The organism is Kitasatospora sp. NPDC056531, assembly GCF_042794375.1.
Classification (GTDB): Bacteria; Actinomycetota; Actinomycetes; order Streptomycetales; family Streptomycetaceae; genus Kitasatospora.
Window position 1 is genome coordinate 10,532 of the sequence record NZ_JBHTTU010000015.1, and the last position, 22,729, is coordinate 33,260.

Sequence of the window (22,729 nt, forward strand, 5' to 3'; positions counted from 1 at the left end):
CCGAAGGACCTCGGAGGCCGGTGCCACGACGGCGGGGGCGGCTACGGCGTTCGTCGCCGCCTACCAGTGAGGTGCCGTATGCGCAGGAAGTCGGCCGGGCCGACTTCCTGCGCGGCGGGTCACGGGAGAGGGCGGGCGGTCACCCGACCAGCGGTTCGAGATGGGCCATCGCGTCGGCGAAGTCCTCGTCCAGCTGCTGGTAGGCCGCGGGATCGCCGGAGGTCACCGCATCACAGCGCGTCGCGACCTTCTGCAGGTCACTGAGGACCTGCAACCACTCCTCCGGTGCACCCGCCTCCGGCTGCAGCCCGTTGACCTTCGCAGCCATGGCGGTGCACGCCTTGCCGACGGTCTTGGCATCCCCGTTCGCGCTCGTGATGGTCGCGGCCATCGGGATCACCGCAGAGCTCACCGTGTTGAACTGCGAGGATTGCAGGACCCAGGCCTGCGCTGCACTGCTGGGGCTGGGGCTCGCGGGGGACGAAGAGGAGACGGAAGCGGCTGCCGAGGTGGCCACCGCCTCGCTGCTGCTTGCAGGAGTAGTACTCGCGCAGCCCGTCAGTACTGCAGCAGTGGTCACGAGCAGACATGCTGCGGTGAGGCGACGCATCGGTGTCCTTCGATCCGTTGATATGGCGACGCGCGACTGTACCGGGCAGCGGCGAGACGGTTGAAGGTCAGGAGTCCGAGCATCGGTGGTGGTGACCGTCGCGGTTGCGCTTGTACTCGCGGATGAGGGCGAGGAGGTTGATCAGGGTGCTGGACGGGATGTTGCCGAGGCTGACGAGCGGGCGACCCTGGAGGTTGATCTCCCCCGGGTTCGCGGAGGGCCAGAGCAGGCCGAACTCGCGACCCTCGGTGCGGAGTTCGACGATGAGTTCGGTGAGCTGACGGGCGGTGAGGTGGAGCAGGGCCGGGTCGGCGGGATGGATGGGGTGGTGGGCGCTCACGCGACACCGTCCAGCTCCAGCTCGAACCAGATGGTTTTGCCGAGCTTCTGGGGGTCGACGCCCCAGCGATGGGTGAGGCCTTCGACGAGCTGGAGGCCCCGGCCGGACTCGGCGAGCACAGAGGGGCGGCACCGCTCCGGGAGCTTCGGGCTGCGGTCGGAGACGCTGACGCGGAGGGTGCTGGAGAGGAAGAGGATGAGGACGACGGGAGAGGTCGTCTCCGCGTGGCGCCAGGCGTTGACGATGAGTTCGACCATGGCGAGTTCGGCGTCCGCGATGGAGGAGGGCGGCCAGCCCGCGCGGGTCATGCCGTCGCGGAGGGCGTCGCGGGAGAGGGTGAGGGAGGGGGAGTTGAGGTTGCGCACAGGGGTCTCCCGGAGGGGGAAAGGGTGAGACCGGCGGATACGTCGCCGTGAACGAGCCCATTGGACATGGGTGCTCTTCGGTGCCCGAGCGGCGTTACTGACGATCCGTTCGGTGATCGGTGCATCACAGACTGTAGGGCATGGAACAGCACATGTGCGACCACTTCTCACACATGTACCGCTAAATGCGGCTGGACTCGCTGTAGCGCCCCGGTGGATGCTTGAGCACATGCCACCTACCCCAAGTGCACGCAAGCAGCGGGTTGGCATCGAGCTGAGGAAGATGCGCGATGCCGCCGGTACGACCACCGCAAAGGCGGCCACAGTCCTCGGCGTGGACCGCACGAAGATCACGCTCATCGAGCAAGGGACCTACTCGGTGTCTCCCGAACGAGTGGTCACCCTTGCTCGCAGTTACGGAGAAGCCGACTCCGAGTACGTCAACGCACTCGCGGAGATGGCGGGCGACAAGACCAAGGGATGGTGGGAGGAGTACCGCGGGTCCGTTCCGCAGGGTTTTCTTGACATCTGCGAGTTTGAGCATCACGCAAAGGGCATGTACTCCTACCAAATCTGCCATCCGCCCGGCCCCATGCAATCGGAGTGCTACAGCCGCGCGATCTTCCAGGACAATCAGGTCCGGCTGACTCCGCGCGTCGTGGAGACACGGGTCGAGCAACGGATGCTGCGATCCGAGATGTTGATGGCGAAAGGCACCCATCCATACACGGCAATCGTCCACGAGGCGGCTCTGCGCATGCAGTTCGGCGGTCGCGATGCGGCTCGGGAACAGCTGGACTGGATGCTGGAGTTGTCCCAGCTGCCACATGTCACGCTTCGAGTGATCAGCTTCGCCGCCGGAGGCTTCAAGGGGCCTGGTCAGGCCATCAACTACGCGAACGGGCCCGTACCCAGGCTCGACACCGTCAGTTACGACTCGATGGAAGGGCCGATCTTCCTCCACTTGACTGAGCACCTGGAGGAGTACCGTGCAGTCGTTGACCAGATGACTGATAGGTCTCTCTCGGTTGAGGACTCCCGCGATCTGATCGCGAAGATCAAGAAGGAGATATAGCCGATGGAGAACCGCTCCTGGATTCGGCCCAGTGCATGCTCCAATGCGAGCAACTGCCCGGAGGTAGCAATCACCCCCGACTCCGTCTACGTCCGCAGCAGCCTTCTGCCCGACGCCATCGCCCAACTCACCACCGACGAATGGCGCGACCTCGTATCCGCCATCCGTGCTGGGGAGTTCGACGTCTGATCCGCATGAAGAGGGCGGGCCGTTCCTCGAACGGCCCGCCCCACTCTCACGCCGCCTTCGCCGTCGCCCGCACCCCGAAGTGCACGTACCGACTGCCATCGGCCAACGCGTAGAACACCACCGGTATCCACGCGTCCTTCTCGTTCCTCCGCCCGGCGAACACCGTCTTCGTCGGCTCCTGCGACACCGCCGTCAGCTGCCACACCAGCGGGTCGAACGTCCCCGCGAGCCCGTCCGCCCCTTCATAGGTGAGGCGCAGCGAGCCCTCCCCCTCGGCAATCGTCATCAGGAAGCCCTCGCGCTTGTACCTCCCGAGGAACTCCTCGACCTCCACCACCGGCGGCTCAGCCGGCGGCTCGAACCCCGGCATCGCCACCCCCGCGAACTCGGCCGACAGCTCACGGCACAGCGCCTCGAACACCTTGGGTGCCGCTCCCCCGCCATTGGTCAGCAGCACCACCGCGACGCCCTTCTCCGGCATCGCCCGCAGGTACGCCAGCTGCCCGAACGTACTCCCGTCGTGGCCGAACCCGCGTACGCCGTCCCACTCGAACAGCCCCCAGCCCAGCCCCCAGTGCGCCCCGAGGAACCACTGGTCCGGCATCTCGACCTCACGGTTCAGCATCGCCTCGACCACCGCCGCCGGCAGCACCCGCGTCCCGTCCGGCGCCGCGCCGCCGTCCACGAACAGCCGCGCGAACCGGGCGACATCGGCCGCCGTCGCGCAGATCCCGCCGTACGGACCGGCCGAGCGCGGCAGCATGTTCCACAGCGGCGTGGGCACCGGCTCCTCGCCCGGGTCGCCCATGTGCCCCATGGCGGCCCGGAAGCGCAGCACCTCCTCCGGCAGGGTCATGGTGTGCTCCAGCCCGAGCGGGCCGACCAGCAACTCCTTGAGCGCCTCGTCCCAGGTCCCGCCCGTCACGACCTCGACGATTCGGCCGAGGACGTTGTACGCGGTGCTGGAGTACGACACCGTCGCGCCGGGCGGGTTGGTCAGTCCGACGTTCCGCGCGCCCTCGATGTAGCGGGCCAGGCAGTCGTCGCCTCGACCGGTGTCGTTGACGTAGTCGCCCTCGATGCCGCTGGTGTGGTTGAGCAGTTGACGCGGCATGATGGTGCGGCTGGCCTCGGCGTCGGCGACCGCGAACTCGGGCAGGACGTCCACCACCGGCGCGTCGAGGTCCAGCTTCCCGGCCTCCGCGAGCAGCACCACCATGGCGGCCGTGTAGCCCTTGCTGACCGAGCCGATCTGGAACACGGAGTCCGTGGTGACGGCGACGCCGGTGCCGGTGTGCAGGATGCCGGAGGCCAGTTCGTGGATCTCGCCGTCGGCGAGTACGGCCAGGGCCGCGCCGGGGATCCGGTGGGCGGCGAGCAACTCGTCGAGCCGGGCCTGCCAGTGGGCTGCGTCGAAGGCCGGCGCCTCCTCGGCCACACCCAGCGCGCGGTTGACGGTGCGGGCGACGTCCCGTTCCGTCCGCTCCAGGAGTTCGGCCACCTCCCGATCGACGACCTCGGACACTTCGCGGCGCAGGCTTTCCGACATGTGCTCTCCCTCGTGATCACGACGGTTCGGTGCGGCAGCGGTGAACCGGGCGCGCTTCCGACATCGCAGGACCGACCGTCAACTCCCCTGTAGATCACGACACTAAGCGCGACCGCGCCCTTTTTCAAACAACGTTCGAACCTCTGCGGCCTCCACCGGGCCCCACCCGACACACCGTCCGACCCCGCGCATAGGCTGGCGATCAAGCGAGGAAGCAAGGAGCGGAACTGTGCGGATCGAGCGCCACCAGGTCGACGAATCAGCCGTCTCGGCGGCCCGCGAGGGCTTCGCCGGCCGGATCGGAGGCCAGGTCCACTCCTACTCGCGGGCCGGCCTGATGACCGCCACCGAATGGCGGCTGATCTCCGACGAGTTCCTCGACTACCTCGGTGCCCTCTCCCTCGAAGCCCCTGCCCTCGACACCCCCGAGGCCAAGGCCGTCCTCAAGGACGCCACCGAGGCCGCCGCCGGCGCCATCGCGTTCGCCGCGTACTACCCGCACTGCCTCTTCCACGTCTTCCTCGACTACCCGAACTTCGGGATGAGCTACGACCCCGAGGACGCCGACGACACCGCCCGCCCGAGCATCGTCCTCCCGCAGCGCTGGCTCGACGCACTCTGCCTCGCGATCCTCTCCGACAAGGTCGCCCGGCACGGCGAGGCCTTCTTCCACACCTGGCGGGACATGCCCACCGGCGCGGGCTACTCCGCGGCCGAACTCGTCGACGGCTTCATGGCCCACCTCTTCGGCGACACCCGCGACCACGACGCACCCCACCCCGCGACCGCCGAACAGAAGCTCGCCGCCATCGACGCCGCGCTCGCCCGGATCGAGGACCGGGACAGCGAAGCCGCCCTCGCCCTCCACACCCTGCGCGCCCTAGCCGCCGAGGACCGCGCGGCCTTCGACTCCGGCCTGACCGCCCTCCTCCGGGCCCGCACCCTCACCCCCACCGCCCGGCCGAGCAGCCTCCTCCCCCTGCTCCCCCTCGCGCTCGCCGCACTCGCCCACCGGGCCCACGGCTGGACACCCGCCGTCGACACCGACTACCTCCCTCACGCCCTCGTCACCAACTTCGAGCCCCCCAGCCGCACCACGGTGACCTGGCCCGCCCGCGTCGACCGCCCGACCCCGGCGCTCCCCCTCCACTCCGGCAGCGAGGCCCTGTTCGAGAGCTCCGTCCAGGAAGCGGTCTACCCCTCCCCCGACGACCCCCACGCCGTCGCCCACCTCGCCGACGCCCTGTCCCGGCAGACGCTCCTCTTCCAGGTCCGCGCCTCCCAGACCCCCGACGTCACCGACACCCAGCTCGCCGACCTCCACCGCGCCTCGCAGATCGGCGCGGCCCTCTTCCGGATCGCCCTCGCCGAACCGGGCACCAGCGTCGAGGTGGTCATCGACGGCCGTACGGTCGCCTTCCCCGCGACCCGGGACAACGGCACCCACCCCGGCCGCTGGCACTCGGCCCTCAACTTCGCCCTGATCACCGGCGTCCGCGAGGACCTCGCCCCGCTCGTCCTCGCCGGGCCGACCGGCTCCGCCGCGGACCGCTCGGTGTACGCCGCGTACCGCGTAGCCCTGCACGACTACTTCCGGGCCGTCGACCCCGCCCCCGCCACCGAGAAGGCCCTGTGCGAAGCCGAACTCGCCAAGGGGTCGGGCTTCCCCGCGCCGCCGGTCGCCCTGCTCGCCCAGTTGGTGAACGGCGACCAGGACGGCTTCAACCTCGCCCTGCTCGACGCCCTGGAAGCCCACCGCGACCACTACTCCGTCGCCGACCGCTCCACCGATCCCGACGCCGCGATCAACCTCGACGTCCTCGCCCTCGCCTGCCACGCCCGCCGCCGCGGCTGGACGATCAACGTGGAGTCCCCGTACCTCCCGCCGCGCCTGCTCCGGGCGGCCGAATGCGGCTGAGGCGGGCCCCGCACCCCGTGGTTCGTCGCATGGGTCTTGAGCTGCTAATATTCTTCTTGTCGCGAGGGAGAATGATTTCTCGTCAGGCGTCAGCGGTGCTACCAGAGCACGTCCTACTTTCAGTAGGAAGAGTCCGTGCAACCCGGGCCTGGCGCTCCACAGTCGGACGGGGTCCGGTACCTACTCAGGTACCGGACCCCGTCCGCGTTGCGGCCGGGAGAAGGAAACGGCATGCCGCACGACGCGGGCGACACCCACACCATCGACGTCCCCCAGTCGGATGTGGTGCGGGCCGGCTGAACCCCCACCCCGCCCGAAAGCCGCTACCGGGCAAGGGCCCTGCTCGGCCAGCATCGTGGCCATGACGAGCGAGACGGGTCCTGAAGCACTGGGCCTCTGCGTGGTGGCCAACGTCGCACGGGAGACCGGCCACGGCGACGGCGGAACGGAGATCCGCACCGGGCTGCGGCACTTCGCCCCCGGGGCCAAGGTGTGGGTCGGCCCCCTACGGTGGGACAACGGCAGCCCGAGCGTGCCCGTCGTCGGCAGGCACCGGGGCAACAGCCGCCGCTACGTCTCGATCGTCGTCCCGCGTCGGCACCTGGAGAACTTCCGGGTCCGCACCGTCTACAGTCCCGCCCTGCTGAAGGCGCTCGGCGGCGGACCGCTCTGGGAGGCGGAGCGCGCGGAGAGCTACGTACGGTGCTGGGGCACGCCGAGGCTGGAGACGCAGATCGAGGTCGGGGGTGAGGACTACACCCGCTGGGCTCCGCCGGTGACCGGTCCTCCGCCGATGGAGCTGGAGTTCGAGGGCGCGACGTACCACCTGGCCCACTTCAACGCCAACCGCGCCCGCTACTCGCCGCTGCCACCGCCCGCGGAACCCTCTCCGTCGCCGATCGGGCCGGCCGACGCCTGAAAGCTCACCGCGCTGCCCTCAGACGTCGGTGCCGGAGGATCAGACCGCCGGCAGCGCCCTCCAGTCCTGCCACGAGATGTCGCGCCCCAGGTAACGCGGCCGCTCGAACGGCCAGTCGGCGGCGATCCACTGCGGTACCAGGGCGTCCAGCGCCTGCTCCACCTCACCGTCGACCAGTTCGTCCACCACCCACCAGGAGACCTCGCCGTCGGCGCCGGTCCGCTCCGGCGGGTCGATGTATACGCAGCCGAGGATCGCCGTCTCGGCGCGGTCGAGCAGGACGTAGTTGAAGGACTGGTGAGCGGCTATCTCCCGCTCGTGCCGCGCCAGGTCGACCCGGTTCGCCTCGAAGGTCATCGTCTCCGCGGGCCAGCCCCAGGCCGGACCGAAGATGCCCCACAGGCGCTCACGGGAGCCCATCACGGCCGGATAGTCGAGGGCGGCGTCGGCCGCCGTGATCGGACGCAGGTGGTAGTCGCCGCTGAGCAGAGCGACGTGGACGGGGTGGACGAAGTCATCAGGCAGCCAGGTCATGGCGTCGAGGCTAACCAAGGACGGGCAGCGGGATCTTGGCATTTTCACGGCCCCGGGTCGGCGCGGTCACGGGCCAACTCCGGCTGAGGGCCCGGGGGCTGGTCAGGCCGATGGCTACTCGGCACCGAGAAGTAGGACCAGCGCCCGATGGCACCCGGCCACGCGCTCTCTAGGCTCGCAACCACAGCCGATCACGGACCCGCGCCCCGCTCCCCAGGAAGTAGCACCATGCCTGCTGACGCCACCGCCCACATCCGCATCGCCCGCCCCTCGCGTGACCTTCGCGCGGCGGAGGACTTCTGGATCTCGGGGCTCGGGCTCGACGTCCTGTACCGGCACGAGACGGACGGCACCCCCGGCGAGCACTCGCTCCTCATGGCCGGCTGGCCCGATGCCGCCTGGCACCTGGAGCTGGTCCACGACCCCGCCGCCCCGCTGGAGCCGCGGCCGACCGCCGATGACCTGCTGGTCGTCTACCTGGGCGAACCGGTGCCGGACTCGCTGATCGAGCGGCTGGAGCAGCACGGCGGGAAGCGGGTGCCGGCCCACAACCCGTACTGGGACACCTGGGGCGTGACCGTTCAGGACCCGGACGGCTACCTGCTGGTGCTGTCCACACGCTCCTGGTCCACCTCGTAGGCCCTCTCCGGGCGCAACGGTGCCGCCGATCCGACGATACGAATTCCGTAGATCCAGAACATGGCCTGATCCCATCGCTTCCGAACGAACCTTGCGGAAGGCGGTTTTCCACCGCCGAGGGCAGGGGTAGTGCCGGGACGTTCGCACTCCGACGATTCACGTGTCCGATGCGGAGGCGAACCTTTGAGATTTTTACGGAAAGGATTTCGCATGAACAGGATCGTCCGCAGCGCCCTCACGGCCGTCGTCGCCGCCGGCGCGCTCACCGCCGCCGTCGCCCCCGTCGCCATGGCCGCCGAGCAGACCCGGTCGGTGGCCGGGGTCCAGGCCCAGGTCCGCAACCCGAAGACGGTCAAGGCCGACGCGTACAACCAGGCCCGCAGCATCCTGGCCAACGCCGGCAGCCAGACCGCCGCCAAGTCCCACCCGATCCACGGCAAGAACGATGTCCCGGTCTCCTACGGCACCAGCCTGCTCGCCTCCGCGCGCGACGAGTTCCGGGCCGCGGACAAGAACCTGCCGCCGAAGGACAAGAAGTCCGACATGTCGATCGCGCACTACAACGCCATCCACAGCGCGGCCAAGACCATGGGCATCGACACCTGGTGACGGAAGCGGTCTGACGGCCGCTCCGATCCCCCTCGAACGGGGTCCGGCTCTCCTCCAGAAGACGGAGGGCCGGGCCCTTCGTCGGGAGGAGGACCGTCGACGGCGGCCGGTGCGAACGTGACGGGCATGACCACAACCACAACCCACCCGTCCCGCCGCCGGATCGGCGTGCGGATCGCCGCCGCCGCCCTCGCCACCGCCACCGCCACCCTCGCCGCGCTCGCGCCCAGCGCCGTGGCCGCCGGCCCGGCCGTTACGCCGACGGGCTCGGTCGACTTACGGCCCGAGCTGAACGCCATGGTCGAGCAGGGTGGCAGCACGGCCGCGCTCGCCGAGGTCCGCGACCACGGCCGGGTCACCTGGCGCGGCGCGGCCGGCACCGCCGACCTGGACACCGGCCAACCCACTCGCGCCGACGGGCGGTTCAGGATCGCCAGCGTCACCAAGAGCTTCGTCTCGACCGTCACCCTCCAGCTGGTCGGCGAAGGACGGATCGGGCTGGACGATCCGATCGAGCACTACCTGCCCGGCACCGTCCCGAACGGCGACCACATCACCGTCCGCCAACTCCTCAACCACACCAGCGGGCTGCACGACTACCTGGGCGATCCACGGGTCCGCTCCAACACCGAGGCCGGCAACCGGGAGTTCCTCGCCACCGGGCGCTGGATCGAGTACACCCCGCAACAGCTGCTGGTCATCGGGACCGCCATGCCGCCGTACTTCCCGCCCGGCCAGGGCTGGCACTACTCCAACACCAACTACGTCGTCGTCGGCATGCTCATCGAGAAGGTCACGGGCCGCAGTTGGCGGGAGGAGGTGGCGGACCGGATCATCCGACCGCTCGGGCTCCGCCACACCTCCCTGCCGACCACCTCCACGGCGATCCCCGGACCGCACGCGCACGGCTACTTCAAGTTCCCCGAAGGCCCGGGGGACGTCACCCGGCTCTCCCCGACCATCGCGGACGCGGCCGGCGCCGGGATCTCCACCACCGACGACCTCAACCGCTTCCACGCGGCACTGTTCGGCGGCACGTTGCTCGCCCCGGCACAGCTCGCCGAGATGACCACCACCGTCCGCATCCCCGGCCTGAGCGGCGGCGAGTACGGGCTCGGCATGGCCCGCTACGACCTCTCCTGCGGCCAGTTCTGGGGCCACACCGGCGAAATCCCGGGCTACTCGACCGCCATGTTCGGCACGCGGGACGGCAGCCGGCAGGTCGCGCTGTCGTACAACGAGTACGACAAGAGCGACTCCGACAAGTCCGACCGGCTCTACCAAGCCTTCTTGGGGAAGGCACTCTGCGGCGAGACCTCCGGTTGAGGACAGGCGGGCTCCGCGCGCGCTCGGGCAGATCAGGCCGCTTGAGTGGCTCAGGTCGCTTGGGCGCCTACGGCGGCCGGGCTCTACAGCGGAGACATCCGCGGCTCGCCCACGCTGCCGTCCGGGCGGACGTCGAAGACCGCGAGCGTCTTCCGCCCCGTCACCGTGATCTGGTCCGGCCCGGACCAGTCGACGCGGACGAAGTCGTCGCCCCGGGTGTCCCAGACGCCCATGCGCCAGTGACGGGCGGACCAGCCGCTGCCGGCCACCACCTCCACCCGGTAGACCGGGTCGATCGAGACGGCGACATTGGTGACGGTGAGCACCCGGTCCAGGCGGTTCGGGCTCACGAACCGGTCGACCCGGCCGCCGTAGCCGCTGAACACATACGTCGCCACCGCGAGCGGCAGCCCGAGACAGACGAGCGCCACCAGGCCGCCCACGAAGCCGATCAGCGACCGTCTGGTACGGAACTCGAGCTCGGTGATCAGCGAGGCCACGACCAGCACGACCGCCGTCCCGATCAGCAGCAGCGGGCGGTTGAACCAGCGCTCGACCTCCACCAGCCCACCCGAGCGGGCGGCGTGCCGACCCGGCAGGTACGCCAGCAGCGCTGCCAGCGCCACCCCTCTGAGTCCCCACGCGATCTGCTTGCGGCGCCTCGCCGTCATCCGTTCCCCCCGGGCGATTTTTGCCGATCTTTGGCGCGGACTTTACTACAGGGGAACTGCTGCGGCCCGGGCGACAGTTGCCCCATCGCAAGCCATGGCCGGCCCTCGACCGGCGCCGGCCCGCCACACCGAGGCAGGGGTCTTCCGGACGGCAACGGGGATTCACCGCCCCCGGACCCGAACCCCCGGGCCGGGTGGGCCGGGTGGGCCTTCCGCTCGACCACGGAGCGCGGGGGCCGCCCCGCCCCTGAGGGCTGCCAACGCGACAGCCCGGACGGCGGGTGTTCCCGCCGTCCGGGCCTGGTGGGCTACCGGCCGTACCCCCGTCACCGCCGGTAGAACACGCTCCGCGACCAGAGGTAGCCGACCAGCGTGAGGCCGGTGCACCAGGCGAGGGCGCTCCACGCGCTGGTGCCGATCTCGGTGCCCATCAGCAGGCCGCGCAGGGTCTCGATGACGGGGGTGAAGGGCTGGTACTCGGCGAACCACCGCAGCACGGTCGGCATCGAGTCCGGCGGGACGATCGCGCTGCCGAGGAACGGCAGGAACGTCAGCGGCAGCGGCGTGTTACTCGCGCTCTCCGGCGTCTTCGACACCAGTCCGATCCCCGCCGAGATCCAGGTCAGCGCCAGGGTCACGAAGAGCAGCAGCCCCGCGGCCGCGAGCCATTCCAGCGGGCCGGCGCTCGACCGGAACCCCATCGCGAAGGCCGCGGCTGTCACCAGCACCAGCGCGATCACCGTCTGGATCACGCTGCCGACCACGTGCCCCGCGAGGAACGCCGACCGCGAGATCGACATCGTCCGGAACCGGTTGACTATCCCCTCCGTCATGTCGACGCACACACCCACCGCGGTGGCGACCGCTCCCGAGGTCGCCGTCATCAGCACGATCCCGGGCGTCACGTAGTCGATGTAGCTCCCGCCGCCGATCCCCGCTCCCAGCGCTCCCCCGAAGGCGTAGTTGAAGAGCGCCAGCATCATCACCGGCATCACCACGACCGAGAAGGTCATCGCCGGATACCGCTGAGCCCGCTTGAGGTTGCGCCGCAGCATGGTCAGCGAGTCGCTGACCACATAGGTCGTCGCGCTCATTAGAGGACCATCCCTTCTGCAGCCCTCTTCGGTAGGGTTGTGACCTCTCGGTCCCGGTGGGTGCATGGCCAATCGCGCGAGCCGTTCGACGGCCAGCGTGAGTTATGCCAGCCCCGCCGGGCCGAGGTTGTCTGATCGGCTTCAGGGACACGCCCCGTAGAGGGCCGATTAATGAGCTCCCGGCAGACGACCTCACCACCGGGCAGGTGCTCCGCCTTCGGCATGGGAGTACGACCTTCGTGTTCATCGGATGGGACTGGGCGACCGAGACCCACGACGTCACCGTCATGGACAACTCCGGCACCCGTGTGGACCGCTGGGAACTGGCACACACCGAGCAGGGCATCGACGCCACGCTCAAGCGCCTTCGCAAGCATGGGAGTCCGGCCGACCTGCCGGTAGCGATCGAGACCACCCGCGGCCTGGTCGTCGACCGGCTCCTGGCCGCCGGCCACCCGGTGGTGCCGGTCCATCCGAACGCCTTCCACGCGATGCGCCCGCGCTGGGGCGCCTCCAAGGCCAAGACCGACGCCGGCGACAGCCACAAGCTCGCCGACTACCTGCGCACCGACGGCCACCAGCTGCGGCGCCTGGTCCCGACCGACCCGAGGACCCTGGAACTGCAGGCCCTCACCCGTCAGCGGGCCGACCACATCGAAGCCCGCATCGCCGCCGTCAACCAGCTCGACGCCCAGCTCGACCAGCTGTGGCCGGGCGGCAAGGCGATTTTCGCCGCCCGGGACAGTGACATCGCCCTGGAGTTCCTCGACCGCTACCCGACCCCGCAGGCCGCCGCCAAGCTCACCCCGGCGAAGCTGGAGGCCTGGTGCAAGCGGCGGAGCTACTCCGGCAAGCGGTCCGGCCAGGTCCTCATCGAGCGCATGCGTTCCGCCCCGGCCGCCGCCAGCAGGCTCGGCGAGGCCACCGTCGCCATGCTCGTCCGCACCCAGGTCCAGCTGGTGCGCGGCATACGCGCCACAATCCGCGAGCTCGACAAGGCCATCGCCGACGCGGTCGAGGACCACCCCTACGCGCCGCTGCTGGCCACCATGCCCCGCATCGGCAAGGTCAACCTCGGGCAGATCATCGGCGAGATCGGCCCGATCCTCGAACGCGCGGAGTCCTGCGAGCAGTTCATCGCCGAGGCCGGCGTCGTCCCGGTCACCCGGGCCTCCGGCAAGTCCCGCGCGGTGACCTTCCGCTTCGCCACCAACCGCAGGGCCCGCCTGGCCGTCACCACGTTCGCCGACAACAGCCGACACGGCAGCGACTGGGCCGCGAAGATCTACACCGACGCCCGGGCCCGCAAAAAGCGGCACCCCCACGCGGTCCGCATCCTCGCTCGCGCCTGGCTCCGCGTGATCTGGGCCTGCTGGCGCGACGGCACCCCCTACGACCCCATAACCCACCAGACCAACAACAAGATCAAAACGACTGCGGAGACGGCTCTGGCGGCATAGAGGTTGACTCAGGAAACTCATGCGCCCACCTCGCTTCGCTCAGCGGGGGCATTCGCCCACGCGCACCTCTCGATGATTCGCTCGCTCCGCTCACTCATGCGCCCACCTCGCTTCGCTCAGCGGGGGCATTCGCCCACGCGCACCTCTCGATGATTCGCTCGCTCCGCTCACTCATCGCGCACCCTCCCCGGTCAGCGTGAGGAACACGTCGTCCAGATCGGCCGTTTCCACGACCAGCGACTCCGCCTGTACGGACGCGTTGTCGAGTGCGTCCAGCACGGCCTTCACGGTGAGGACGGAGTTGTCCCCCGGGATGTCCAACACCAGGGCGTCGGCGTCGGCCGTGGCGTAGTCGAACAGCGTGGCGGCGGTCCCCAGTTGGGCGGTGTCGGCGAACTGGAGGCGGATCCGCCCGCCGGGGACGATCCGCTTCAGCTCCTCGGCCGTACCCTCGGCGACGATCCGGCCGCCGTCCAGGACGGCTATCCGGTCTGCGAGTTGGTCGGCCTCCTCCAGGTACTGGGTGGTGAGGAAGATCGTCACCCCGTGGTCGGCGACCAGCCCCCGGATGATCTCCCACATGGTGCGCCGGCTGCGCGGGTCCAGCCCGGTGGTCGGCTCGTCCAGGAAGATCACCTTGGGGTCGCCGACCAGCGTCATCGCCAGGTCGAGCTTGCGCCGCATGCCGCCGGAGAAGGTGGCGACGGGCTTGCGCGCGGCCTCGGTGAGTTCGAAGCGGCTGAGCAGCTCCTCGGCCCGCCTCCGCCCCTCCCGACGGCGGAGGTGGTTGAGGTCTGCCATCAGCATCAGGTTCTCCTCGGCGGTGAGGAGGTTGTCGACCGCCGAGAACTGGCCGGTCACCCCGATCGCCTTCCGGACCCCGTCGGCCTGCCGGGCCACATCGTGCCCGGCCACCTGGGCCGACCCGCCGTCGGCGGGGATCAGGGTGGAAAGGATCTGCACGGTGGTGGTCTTGCCTGCGCCGTTCGGCCCGAGCAGGGCGAAGACACTACCGGCCCGGATGGACAGGTCGATGCCCTTGAGCACCGCCTTGTCCCCGTAGGACTTGGTCAGCCCCACCGCGGAGATCGCCGTCATCAGGCCCTCCGGATGATGACGTTGCCGACCTGGGTGTTGGCGCGAACCTCGGCGGTCTCCCGGGCGTCGCCGGGGCCCGCGGCCGAGCCGAGGGTGTTGCGGACGCCGCCGAACTTGCTGTGCACGTCGAGCCAGGCCGCCGTGCCCTCCGCGATGCCGATCTCCACGTCCCCCACACCGGTCTGCAGGGTGACCTTGCCGCGGACCACCTGGCCGAGCCGGATGTGGCCGTTGGCCGACTTGGCGTCCACGCCCGCCTCGGCGAGGCCTACGTGGATCCGGCCGTTGGAGGAGTTGGCCGTCAACTCGCCGTGCACCTCGTCGATCTCGGTGTCGCCGTTGTTGTTCTTGACCGTCAGCGCGCCGCCGACGGAGCCGACCTCGATCCGGCCGCCGCCGGTCACCTCGGCGTCGCCGGCGATCGTGCCGACCCGGACGTCCCCCATGTCGGTCTTGAGCCGCACGCTGTCGGCCCGGTCGACCTGGATCCGGCCCATGGAGGTCTTCAGCCGGCAGTCGCCGAGCGGGCCCTCGGTGACGAAGTCCGCCATCGGGGAGTCGGCGTGCACCGCGGAGCCGGACGGCAGCTCGACCAGGACCTCGATCGAGCCCTTCTTGCTGGAGAACACGGTGCGCTGCTTGGGGCCCTTGAGGGTGAGCCGGCCGCCGGAGAAGTCGACCTGGGTCAGCTCCGCGGCCTTGACGTCCGCGTCCCTTGCCGCGTTGGCGGGCCGGACCTCGATCACGGCGTCGGTGCGCTTGCTCGCGCGGATCCACACCGAGCCGATCTCGAACTCAAGGGCGGCGGAGATCGGTCCGTCGGTCTCGTACGTAGGCATGGCTGTCCCGTCCTCTTGACTCGTGTAGCTGTTCCCGCTGGTCGGAGCGGGGTGACGTTGAAGGTTCGGAAGGTGGTGCGGTGGTGCGGATGGCGCGGAAGTGTCAGTGGACCCAGCCGGTGAAGCCCTGGCCGCCGACGCTGCGCGAGGTGCGGGTGCCGAGGTCGGCGGCCGGACGGGCGGCAGGCCGACCGCCGTCCAGCGCGCCGGCGACGGCCCGGACCAGCCAGGCGTTGAGGGAGAGGCCCTCCTGTCCGGCGGCCTCCTCCGCCCGGGCCTTGAGGTTCGCGGGCAGGCGCAGGTTGATCCGGGCGGTACCCGCCTCGTCGGACTCCGGCACCACCGGCGGCGCGGCCGGCGCCACGGATGGCACCATCGGCGCCACCGGTGGCACCACGGGCGGCGCGTCGCCGTGGAAGGCGTCGGACCCGGGCGGTACCGTCACCACGAACTCGGGGTCGAGCCCGCGCAGCCGCACGTCCACCGAGCCCGGGGCGAGGTCGCGGGTGACTTCGCCCATCGCGGCCGAGAGTGCGTTGAGCAGGGTGAGCCGCACGGCCGACTCCAGCGGGAGCGTCAGCCGGTCGGCCAGCTCACGGGCTTCCTCCCCGCCGGTGGCGGCGGCCACCGCGAGCTCGTTCCGGAGGTTTTCGACGTACGGCGTGAGGTCCATGGCTCAAGCATGGCACGGCAGTGGTGCCATGTCGAGCCATTTGTGGCATCACTTTGGCACCATGGAGGAAACCGCAGGTGGCACCACCCGGAAGTACCTGGCATCCCCCTGTGGAAAGGGCACCGGAAACGGCACCGCCCCGCCGGCCGAAGCCGACGGGGCGGTCACAGGAGGGGGGTCAGCGGGTCAGCGCTGCCAGCCCGCCAGGTAGGCGTCGATCTCGCCGGTCAGCCGCGCCTTGCCGGCCCGGTCCAGGAAGGAGGCCTCGACCGCGTTGCGGGCCAGCGCCGCCACCCCGGTCTCGTCCAGCCCCAGCAGCCGCGCCGCCACCGCGTACTCGGTGTTGAGGTCGGTGCCGAACATCGGCGGGTCGTCGCTGTTGACGGTCACCAGCAGCCCGGAGTCCACCATCTTCTTGATCGGGTGGTCCTCGATCCTCTCCACCGCCCGGGTGGCGATGTTGGAGGTCGGGCAGACCTCCAGCGCGATGCGGTGCTCGCCGAGGTAGTCGAGCAGCGCCGGGTCCTTGACCGCCTGGGTGCCGTGCCCGATGCGCTCGGCGCCGAGCTCGCGGATCGCGTCCCAGACGGTCTGCGGCCCGGTGGTCTCGCCGGCGTGCGGGACGGAGTGCAGGCCGGCCGCCCGCGCCCGGTCGAAGTACGGCTTGAACTGCGGCCGCGGCACGCCGATCTCCGGACCGCCCAGGCCGAAGCTGACCAGGCCCTCGGGGGCCAGCTCGGTGGCCAGGCGGGCGGTCACCTCGGCCGACTCCAGACCGGCCTCGCCCGGGATGTCGAAGCACCAGCGCAGCACCACGCCGAGTTCCTTCTCGGCGCGCAGCCGGGCGTCCTCGATGGCCTCCATGAAGGCGACGTCGGGGATCCCGCGCTTGACCGAGGAGTACGGGGTGATGGTCAGCTCGGCGTACCGGATGTTCTGGCGGGCCATGTCCTCGGCCACGCCGTAGGTGAGCGCGCGGACGTCCTCGGCGTCGCGGACCAGGTCCACGACGCTCAGGTAGACCTCGATGAAGTGGGCGAAGTCGGTGAAGGTGAAGTACTCGGCGAGCGCGGCCGGGTCGGTCGGCACCTTGGACTGGCCCCGGTGGCGGGCGGCCAGTTCGGCGACGACGCGCGGCGACGCCGAGCCGACGTGGTGGACGTGCAGTTCCGCCTTGGGCATCCCGGCGATGAACGCCTCGATGCTCCGGTCTGCGGTGTTACCGGTGGGGTTTCCGATCCGACTTCCGTCCGGCTGGACCACGGGGGTTCCCTTCTTCCTTCTCCGCGCCTTCTACGCGCGTATCGCGATGACGGGGCCCAGGATAGGCCCAAGTCGGAGCAGCCGACCGGGGACGCCGGGGTTCACCCCCCGAGCGCGATCGCCACGGTGTGGATCAGCAGCCCGGCCAGGGCGCCGACCACCGTGCCGTTGATCCGGATGAACTGCAGGTCGCGCCCGACGTTGGCCTCGATCTTGCGCGAGGCGTCGTCGGCGTCCCAGCTCGCCACCGTCTCGGAGATCAGCGAGGTGATCTCGTTCCGGTAGGTGTCGACCAGGTACTGGGCGGCGTCCTGGAGCCAGCCGTCCACCTTGGCCTGCAGCTTGGCATCGGTGGCCAGCCGCTCGCCGAAGCCGCGCACACCGTCGCGGATGCGCCGGCGCAGTTCGCTGTCCTCGTCCTCGGCCGCGCCCATCACCAGCGTGCGCACGGCCGCCCAGGTGGAGTTGATCAGGTCCTGCACCTCGGGGCGGGCCAGCATCTCGACCTTGGCCCGCTCGACCCGGGCGATGGTCTCCGGGTCGGTCTGCAGCTCGGTGGCGAAGTCGGCGAGGAAGTTGTCGATCGCCCCGCGGGCCGGGTGGTTCGGGTCGTCCCGGATGTCGGTGACGAAGCGCAGCAGCTCCTTGTAGACCCGCTCGCCGACCTGGTGGTCGATGAACTTCGGCGTCCAGCCCGGGGTCTTCTGGGAGACCTTCCGGATCACGTCCTCGTGGTTGGCCGTGAGCCAGCCGTGCGCCCGGACGGCCACCAGGTCCACCACGCCGTGGTGCCCGCCGTCCGCGACCACCTTGCCCAGCATCCGGCCCATCGGCTCGGCCACCGAGGTGGCGGCGGCCCGCCGGGTGACCGCCTCGGCGACCACCGCCCGCACGTCGTCGTCGCGCAGCACCGCGAGCACCCCGCGCAGCGCCGCCGAGGCCTCCTTGGTGACGCGTTCGGCGCTGCCCGGCGCGGCCAGCCACTCCCCCAGCCGACGGCCGATGCCGAGCGCCGCGAGCCGGCCGCGCACCACGTGGCCGGCGAGGAAGTTCTCGCCGACGAACTCGCCGAGCGAGCGCCCGAAGGCGTCCTTCTTGGTCGGGATGATCGCGGTGTGCGGGATCGGCAGGCCGAACGGGCGGCGGAACAGGGCCGTCACCGCGAACCAGTCGGCCAGCGCGCCGACCATGCCCGCCTCGGCGGCAGCCGCCACGTACCCCGCCCAGGCGCCGGCGCCGGCCGCCTCGGCCCAGGTGGAGAGGGCGAAGACCAGGGTCGCGAAGGCCAGCAGGCCGGTCGCGATGGTCTTCATCCGGCGGACGCCGCGTCTCTTCTGCTCGTCGGACGCGGTGAACCGGACCCCGGGGCCGGTCCCGCTGAAGGCTTCGTCACTCACCCCGCCAGTCTGCCCGTTGCCCGGCGCGGACGGGGGCGTGCCCCGCGATCACACGCCCCTCGATCGCACACCCTCACGCCGGGCGCGCCATCGGGACCACGCGCCCCCGCACGAAGCACGGCCCCGCGCCCGGTGGAGGAGCCGGGCCGCGACGGCGCCGGTGGAGACCGTGACGTCGGTGGCGGCCCGCAACCGACGCCACGGCGACCGCCCGCGTGAGCACCGCGTCCAGCCCCTCCTCCCGGGGGGACGGCGGCCCCGGTTGACCCTGCGCGCCACCCCGGGCGCGATAGGCGCGCCGGCGACCCGGTGGCTCTTCAGCGCTGACCGGACGGCCGGCGGCAGGCCCAGCTCGCCCGGCCCGACGGTTCAGGCCTCCCGGCTCATCCCCGCCCTCCGTTCACCGAGTTGGCGAGCCGGCGCCACACCCGCGAGCGCCGCAACCCGCGCCGCAGCCGCTCCGGGACGACGCCGCGCCACAACTGCTGGGCCGGGTTGAGCGGCAGGACGGCCTCGACCAGCGGCTCCTCGCCCAGCAGGAACAGCCCGTCCGGCAGGCCGAGCCGGGCGTCCCGGAACGCCGGGTAGCCCGCGTAGCGCCGCCGCCCGTCAGCCACCACCGGCGGCTCGCCGTGCGCGGCCTCGTAGCGGATCTGGTCACGCAGCGCCTCCGGCCTTATGGCGGCGGCGAGTTCGAGCCGCACACGGGCGGCGACCGGCAGCCGGTGGTACACCGCCCGGGCGCCGAAGCGCTCGATCATCCGGCCGACCTCCTCGCACACCCGGCGCTGCAGCCCGTCGTCCAGCAGCAGGAAGCCGTCCTGGAGCAGCCGGGGCACGTCCCAGGCGAAGCTGCGGGCCCGGATGTCGTCCAACTCCTCCCCGACGCCGGCCAGTTCCACGGCCACCTGCTGCAACGCGGCGATCCCGTGCAGCCGGTCCAGCACTCCGGCCCGCTCGGCGACGTCGCCGAGGTCCTCGCGCAGCACCAGGGCGTAGCAGCAGTCGTGACCGCCGTCCGCGGAGCCGCCGTCGACGGCCACCACCTCCAGCCGCCCCGCCGTCGGTGTCCGCCCGACCAGCAAGTCCGGGCAGGCGGTGAGGTGCGGCATGGTGTCGTGGGCCGCGACCACCACGGTCACGTCGGGTACGGACATCGGGCGGCGGGCCTCCGGTGCGCGGTTCGGCAAGGGCTGCACCGTCAACTCGGCCACCCGCCGGGGAGTCACGTGCCCTCCCCGGACGGGTGACGGGCCCCGGACGGGTGACGGGCCCCGAATGTGCGCCCGAACAGCCGGGGACCAGCCGGAGATCAGCCGATCGCGACCTCGGCGTACATCCGCGCGATCACGTCCTCGATGGCCGGCTCCCGCACCGACAGGTCCACCAGCGGGTACCGCGCCGCGACCGCCGCCACGATCGGTGCCGCGCTCTCCCGGGCCGGGAAGGCCAGCCACTGCCGCGGCCCCTCGACCTTCACCACCCGCGCCCCGGCCACCTCGATCGGCGGCCGGGCCTCGGCGAGGTCGACCACCAGCGTGCGCTCGCTGCGCCCGGTGGTGTGCAGCCCGTCCAGCCCGCCGTCGTGGACCACCCGGCCGTGGTCGATCACCATCACCCGGCCGCAGAGCTGCTCGATGTCGGTCAGGTCGTGGGTGGTGAGCAGCACCGTGGTGCCCCGGTCGCGGTTGACCTCGCGCAGGAACTCGCGCACCCGGCCCTTGCTGACCACGTCCAGGCCGATGGTGGGCTCGTCCAGGTAGAGCACCTGGGGGTCGTGCAGCAGCGCCGCCGCGAGGTCGCCGCGCATCCGCTGGCCGAGTGAGAGCTGTCGGACCGGCGTGTCCAACAAGCCGTCCAGGTCGAGCAGTTCGACGCAGCGGCCGAGGTTCTCGCGGTACCGCCGGTCGGGGATGCGGTAGATCCGGCGGGCGAGCTCGAAGGAGTCGCGCAGCGGGAGGTCCCACCACAGGGTGGTGCGCTGGCCGAAGACGACGCCGATCCGGCGGGCCAGCGCGACGCGTTCGCGGGCCGGGTCGACCCCGGCGACGCGCAGCCGTCCGGCGCTGGGGACGAGGATGCCGGTGAGCATCTTGACGGTGGTCGACTTGCCGGCGCCGTTGGGCCCGATGTAGCCGACGCACTCGCCGGCCTCGACGGTGAAGCTCAGCCCGTCGACCGCGCGCACCTCGCGCTTGGTCCGGCTGAACCGGCCGGTGCGGGCCCGCACGGTGAACGTGCGGTGGACGTCCTGGAGTTCGATCAGTGCCACGGTGATTCCTCACGGGAGGTACGGCGCGGGGCGGGGCCTCATGGAAGGCCCTGCCCCGCGCGAGGTACGAAGGGTCAGCTGCCGGTGCCGCGGTAGGCGCGCAGTCCGGCCCGCCAGGCGAGCCCGGCGGCGGCGACGCACAGCGCGGCGGCGACCGGGGAGGCGTACTGGAAGGCGGTGGGCAGGCCGAGCGGGTCGGGCCGGCCGAGGATGTGCAGGGCGGGCAGCCAGTTGACGAAGGCGAGCGGGACGCCGAAGACCACCCCGGCGACCAGCTCCTTGGCGAAGACGGTCGGCGGGTAGTGCAGCAGGGTCGCGCCGCCGTAGGTGAAGGAGTTCTGGATCTCCTTGGACTCGCCCCACCAGAACTGGACGGTGGCGCCGCCGATGTAGATCGCGCCGAAGATGACGCTGCCGCACACCAGCAGGACGGGCACCAGCAGCACCCGGTCCCAGGTCCAGTGCACGTCCAGGGCGGCCAGCGACCAGGCCAGCACCGCCGTGGCCTGGAGCGGGCGGCCGAGCCGGCGCAGGGTGAAGCGTTCGGCGCACAGCTGGGAGAGCGCGGGCGCGGGGCGGATCAGCATGGTGTCCAGCGTGCCGTTCATGATCCGCACGCCGAGGCCGTCGGCCGAGCCGACCAGCAGGTTGGCCATGCCGAGGGAGAAGGTCGCGGTGGCGTAGAGGAAGGCGATCTCCGGCAGGTTCCAGCCGCCGAGTTCGTCGGTGTGCCGGAACATGATCACCAGCACGACGAAGTCGAGGGAGTGGGTGACCAGGCTGGCCAGCAGGTTCAGCAGGAAGGAGGCCCGGTAGGCCATCATCGAACGCATCCACATCCGGGCGCAGAGCCACCAGGAGCGGACCGCCCAGGCCGTGCGCGCGGCGAGGGGCTCAGCCACCCTGCACCACCACCCTGCGGGTCGCCAGCCACTGCGCGCCCCGCCCGGCGGCGAGCAGCGCGGCCGCCCAGCCGAGCTGGAAGCCGAGCTCCGCGAGCAGTCCGGCGCCGGTGGCCCGCTCCAGGAAGACGTCGGTCGGCACCTTGATCAGCGCCGCCCAGGGCAGCACCCGGCCGAGGTCGCCGAGCCAGCCGGGGAAGAGCGCGATCGGCAGCAGCATCCCGGAGAAGAACATCGAGACCACCAGCATCACCGCACGCACCCCTTCCGAGTCGTGCAGCCAGAAGCCGGTGATCGAGACCAGGAACCGCAGCCCGAAGCTGACCAGCAGCGCCAGCAGCCCGGAGAGCAGGAAGAACGCCCAGGTCAGCGGCTGTTCAGGCATCCGGGTGCGGAACACCAGGGCGCCGACCAGCATCGGCACGGTGCCGCGGATCAGCGCCTGGAAGGCGGCCCGGCCGAGGTCGGTGGCCAGCCACCAGCCCTGGAAGTCGACCGGGCGGTAGAGGTCGACGGCGATGTCCCCGGAGCGGAAACGGTCCTGGACGTCGTCCTGGAAGCCGCCGCCCCAGACCGCGATCGTGACCAGCAGGCCCTGGCTGACCCAGATGTAGGTGACGGCCTGGCTCTGGTCGTAGCCGCCGAGACCGGGGCGGGCCTGCCAGAGGGCGAGGAAGGAGGAGGCGAGGATGATGCCGAAGACGGTGTTGGTGAAGGTGCCGGCCAGGGTGGCGGCCCGGTAGGTGGAGTAGCGGCGGAAGGCTCCGCGGGCGACGGCAGCGTAGAGCCCGAGGGGCGAGCCGGCGGCGGTATCGGGGGGCTTCGCCCCCACCGTGACAGCATTCTGCATATTGTCTCCTTGTCGACAAATAGGGGCAGGCGGGTGCCCCCACACGCATCAGCGCACGACCCAGTGGCTCCGACCGGCCGTCCCCGGGGGTACCGGGCCGGGCGGGCGGAGCTGCCAGAAGTGGGTGCGCTATGTGG

At 71.0% G+C, this 22,729-nt stretch carries 24 protein-coding genes; 8 read left to right on the forward strand and 16 right to left on the reverse strand.

Features of this window, described 5'->3' with window-relative positions:
• Window positions 1-139: 139 nt before the first annotated feature.
• The 3 genes from ACFQ87_RS16225 to ACFQ87_RS16235 all read right to left on the reverse strand — a co-directional run bounded on the left by ACFQ87_RS16225 (window position 140) and on the right by ACFQ87_RS16235 (window position 1,315).
• Window positions 140-391: a hypothetical protein gene (locus ACFQ87_RS16225; RefSeq protein ID WP_380611421.1), complete on the reverse strand. Its 252-nt coding sequence runs from the start codon at window positions 389-391 to the stop codon at window positions 140-142.
• 286 nt (window positions 392-677) lie between these two features.
• Window positions 678-950: a hypothetical protein gene (locus ACFQ87_RS16230; RefSeq protein WP_380611422.1), complete on the reverse strand. Its 273-nt coding sequence runs from the start codon at window positions 948-950 to the stop codon at window positions 678-680.
• Window positions 947-1,315: an ATP-binding protein gene (locus tag ACFQ87_RS16235; RefSeq protein WP_380611423.1), complete on the reverse strand. Its 369-nt coding sequence runs from the start codon at window positions 1,313-1,315 to the stop codon at window positions 947-949. The genes ACFQ87_RS16230 and ACFQ87_RS16235 overlap by 4 nt, the downstream gene beginning before the upstream one ends.
• Window positions 1,316-1,532: 217 nt before the next feature.
• Between ACFQ87_RS16235 and ACFQ87_RS16240 the strand changes: the two genes are divergently transcribed.
• On the forward strand, window positions 1,533-2,390 hold the full coding sequence (locus tag ACFQ87_RS16240) for a DUF5753 domain-containing protein (RefSeq protein ID WP_380611424.1): 858 nt from the start codon (window positions 1,533-1,535) through the stop codon (window positions 2,388-2,390).
• Between the two features lie 3 nt (window positions 2,391-2,393).
• Entirely contained in the window at window positions 2,394-2,579 is a 186-nt protein-coding gene (locus tag ACFQ87_RS16245; RefSeq protein WP_380611425.1) for a DUF397 domain-containing protein, read from the forward strand.
• 46 nt (window positions 2,580-2,625) lie between these two features.
• Here ACFQ87_RS16245 and ACFQ87_RS16250 read toward each other — a convergent pair whose 3' ends face one another.
• Window positions 2,626-4,128, reverse strand: coding sequence for a serine hydrolase domain-containing protein (locus ACFQ87_RS16250; protein WP_380611426.1), 1,503 nt, complete (start codon window positions 4,126-4,128; stop codon window positions 2,626-2,628).
• Between the two features lie 229 nt (window positions 4,129-4,357).
• Here ACFQ87_RS16250 and ACFQ87_RS16255 point away from each other — a divergent pair, with 229 nt between their 5' ends.
• Together ACFQ87_RS16255 and ACFQ87_RS16260 are read left to right on the forward strand one after the other, a co-directional pair.
• Window positions 4,358-6,046: an Imm49 family immunity protein gene (locus tag ACFQ87_RS16255; RefSeq protein ID WP_380611427.1), complete on the forward strand. Its 1,689-nt coding sequence runs from the start codon at window positions 4,358-4,360 to the stop codon at window positions 6,044-6,046.
• Between the two features lie 361 nt (window positions 6,047-6,407).
• Complete coding sequence (locus ACFQ87_RS16260) at window positions 6,408-6,965, forward strand: hypothetical protein (RefSeq protein ID WP_380611428.1); 558 nt, start codon at window positions 6,408-6,410, stop codon at window positions 6,963-6,965.
• A 39-nt stretch (window positions 6,966-7,004) separates the two neighbouring features.
• Here ACFQ87_RS16260 and ACFQ87_RS16265 read toward each other — a convergent pair whose 3' ends face one another.
• Window positions 7,005-7,499 carry an N-acetyltransferase gene (locus ACFQ87_RS16265; protein ID WP_380611429.1) on the reverse strand — a complete coding sequence of 165 codons (495 nt, stop codon included), beginning with the start codon at window positions 7,497-7,499 and terminating at the stop codon, window positions 7,005-7,007.
• A 228-nt stretch (window positions 7,500-7,727) separates the two neighbouring features.
• Between ACFQ87_RS16265 and ACFQ87_RS16270 the strand changes: the two genes are divergently transcribed.
• The 3 genes from ACFQ87_RS16270 (at window position 7,728) to ACFQ87_RS16280 (ending at window position 10,073) form a co-directional block, all read left to right on the forward strand.
• Window positions 7,728-8,138 (forward strand): VOC family protein, encoded by a 411-nt coding sequence (locus tag ACFQ87_RS16270; protein WP_380611430.1) that lies wholly within the window; start codon window positions 7,728-7,730, stop codon window positions 8,136-8,138.
• Between the two features lie 210 nt (window positions 8,139-8,348).
• Window positions 8,349-8,747, forward strand: coding sequence for a hypothetical protein (locus ACFQ87_RS16275; protein ID WP_380611431.1), 399 nt, complete (start codon window positions 8,349-8,351; stop codon window positions 8,745-8,747).
• Window positions 8,748-8,873: 126 nt separating this feature from the next.
• Complete coding sequence (locus ACFQ87_RS16280; RefSeq protein WP_380611432.1) at window positions 8,874-10,073, forward strand: serine hydrolase domain-containing protein; 1,200 nt, start codon at window positions 8,874-8,876, stop codon at window positions 10,071-10,073.
• An 83-nt stretch (window positions 10,074-10,156) separates the two neighbouring features.
• Here ACFQ87_RS16280 and ACFQ87_RS16285 read toward each other — a convergent pair whose 3' ends face one another.
• Both ACFQ87_RS16285 and ACFQ87_RS16290 read right to left on the reverse strand, forming a co-directional pair.
• A complete protein-coding gene (locus ACFQ87_RS16285; protein ID WP_380611433.1) occupies window positions 10,157-10,699 on the reverse strand; it encodes a hypothetical protein in 543 nt (180 codons plus the stop codon).
• A gap of 371 nt (window positions 10,700-11,070) precedes the next feature.
• On the reverse strand, window positions 11,071-11,838 hold the full coding sequence (locus ACFQ87_RS16290) for an ABC transporter permease (RefSeq protein WP_380611434.1): 768 nt from the start codon (window positions 11,836-11,838) through the stop codon (window positions 11,071-11,073).
• A gap of 239 nt (window positions 11,839-12,077) precedes the next feature.
• Here ACFQ87_RS16290 and ACFQ87_RS16295 point away from each other — a divergent pair, with 239 nt between their 5' ends.
• Window positions 12,078-13,298: an IS110 family transposase gene (locus ACFQ87_RS16295; RefSeq protein ID WP_380611435.1), complete on the forward strand. Its 1,221-nt coding sequence runs from the start codon at window positions 12,078-12,080 to the stop codon at window positions 13,296-13,298.
• 171 nt (window positions 13,299-13,469) lie between these two features.
• On the opposite strand, the gene ACFQ87_RS16300 is transcribed toward ACFQ87_RS16295, so the two are convergent.
• The 9 genes from ACFQ87_RS16300 to ACFQ87_RS16340 all read right to left on the reverse strand — a co-directional run bounded on the left by ACFQ87_RS16300 (window position 13,470) and on the right by ACFQ87_RS16340 (window position 22,592).
• Window positions 13,470-14,396: an ATP-binding cassette domain-containing protein gene (locus tag ACFQ87_RS16300; RefSeq protein WP_380611436.1), complete on the reverse strand. Its 927-nt coding sequence runs from the start codon at window positions 14,394-14,396 to the stop codon at window positions 13,470-13,472.
• Complete coding sequence (locus tag ACFQ87_RS16305; protein ID WP_380611437.1) at window positions 14,396-15,235, reverse strand: DUF4097 domain-containing protein; 840 nt, start codon at window positions 15,233-15,235, stop codon at window positions 14,396-14,398. The genes ACFQ87_RS16300 and ACFQ87_RS16305 overlap by 1 nt, the downstream gene beginning before the upstream one ends.
• Before the next feature lie 103 nt (window positions 15,236-15,338).
• Window positions 15,339-15,908, reverse strand: a complete 570-nt coding sequence (locus ACFQ87_RS16310; protein WP_380611438.1) for a toxin-antitoxin system HicB family antitoxin — start codon at window positions 15,906-15,908, stop codon at window positions 15,339-15,341.
• Between the two features lie 186 nt (window positions 15,909-16,094).
• Window positions 16,095-17,171, reverse strand: coding sequence for an adenosine deaminase (locus tag ACFQ87_RS16315; RefSeq protein ID WP_380611439.1), 1,077 nt, complete (start codon window positions 17,169-17,171; stop codon window positions 16,095-16,097).
• 101 nt (window positions 17,172-17,272) lie between these two features.
• On the reverse strand, window positions 17,273-18,568 hold the full coding sequence (locus ACFQ87_RS16320) for a DUF445 domain-containing protein (RefSeq protein WP_380611440.1): 1,296 nt from the start codon (window positions 18,566-18,568) through the stop codon (window positions 17,273-17,275).
• Window positions 18,569-18,951: 383 nt separating this feature from the next.
• On the reverse strand, window positions 18,952-19,797 hold the full coding sequence (locus ACFQ87_RS16325) for a hypothetical protein (RefSeq protein WP_380611441.1): 846 nt from the start codon (window positions 19,795-19,797) through the stop codon (window positions 18,952-18,954).
• Window positions 19,798-19,880: 83 nt separating this feature from the next.
• Window positions 19,881-20,840: an ATP-binding cassette domain-containing protein gene (locus tag ACFQ87_RS16330; RefSeq protein WP_380611442.1), complete on the reverse strand. Its 960-nt coding sequence runs from the start codon at window positions 20,838-20,840 to the stop codon at window positions 19,881-19,883.
• Between the two features lie 74 nt (window positions 20,841-20,914).
• A complete protein-coding gene (locus ACFQ87_RS16335; RefSeq protein WP_380611443.1) occupies window positions 20,915-21,742 on the reverse strand; it encodes an ABC transporter permease in 828 nt (275 codons plus the stop codon).
• The gene (locus tag ACFQ87_RS16340) at window positions 21,735-22,592 is read right to left on the reverse strand and encodes an ABC transporter permease (protein ID WP_380611444.1); all 858 of its coding nucleotides are present in this window, start codon (window positions 22,590-22,592) and stop codon (window positions 21,735-21,737) included. Before ACFQ87_RS16340 ends, ACFQ87_RS16335 begins: the two co-directional genes overlap by 8 nt.
• Window positions 22,593-22,729 lie beyond the last annotated feature (137 nt).

Excerpts from the sequence above, each read along its gene's own strand:
- ACFQ87_RS16225 (WP_380611421.1), bottom strand. The coding sequence starts at position 391 with ATGGCCGCGACCATCACGAGCGCGAACGGGGATGCCAAGACCGTCGGC.
- ACFQ87_RS16240 (WP_380611424.1), top strand. The coding sequence starts at position 1,533 with ATGCTTGAGCACATGCCACCTACCCCAAGTGCACGCAAGCAGCGGGTT.
- ACFQ87_RS16245 (WP_380611425.1), top strand. The coding sequence starts at position 2,394 with ATGGAGAACCGCTCCTGGATTCGGCCCAGTGCATGCTCCAATGCGAGC.
- ACFQ87_RS16250 (WP_380611426.1), bottom strand. The coding sequence starts at position 4,128 with ATGTCGGAAAGCCTGCGCCGCGAAGTGTCCGAGGTCGTCGATCGGGAG.
- ACFQ87_RS16260 (WP_380611428.1), top strand. The coding sequence starts at position 6,408 with ATGACGAGCGAGACGGGTCCTGAAGCACTGGGCCTCTGCGTGGTGGCC.
- ACFQ87_RS16265 (WP_380611429.1), bottom strand. The coding sequence starts at position 7,499 with ATGACCTGGCTGCCTGATGACTTCGTCCACCCCGTCCACGTCGCTCTG.
- ACFQ87_RS16270 (WP_380611430.1), top strand. The coding sequence starts at position 7,728 with ATGCCTGCTGACGCCACCGCCCACATCCGCATCGCCCGCCCCTCGCGT.
- ACFQ87_RS16275 (WP_380611431.1), top strand. The coding sequence starts at position 8,349 with ATGAACAGGATCGTCCGCAGCGCCCTCACGGCCGTCGTCGCCGCCGGC.
- ACFQ87_RS16280 (WP_380611432.1), top strand. The coding sequence starts at position 8,874 with ATGACCACAACCACAACCCACCCGTCCCGCCGCCGGATCGGCGTGCGG.
- ACFQ87_RS16290 (WP_380611434.1), bottom strand. The coding sequence starts at position 11,838 with ATGAGCGCGACGACCTATGTGGTCAGCGACTCGCTGACCATGCTGCGG.
- ACFQ87_RS16300 (WP_380611436.1), bottom strand. The coding sequence starts at position 14,396 with ATGACGGCGATCTCCGCGGTGGGGCTGACCAAGTCCTACGGGGACAAG.
- ACFQ87_RS16305 (WP_380611437.1), bottom strand. The coding sequence starts at position 15,235 with ATGCCTACGTACGAGACCGACGGACCGATCTCCGCCGCCCTTGAGTTC.
- ACFQ87_RS16310 (WP_380611438.1), bottom strand. The coding sequence starts at position 15,908 with ATGGACCTCACGCCGTACGTCGAAAACCTCCGGAACGAGCTCGCGGTG.
- ACFQ87_RS16340 (WP_380611444.1), bottom strand. The coding sequence starts at position 22,592 with ATGCAGAATGCTGTCACGGTGGGGGCGAAGCCCCCCGATACCGCCGCC.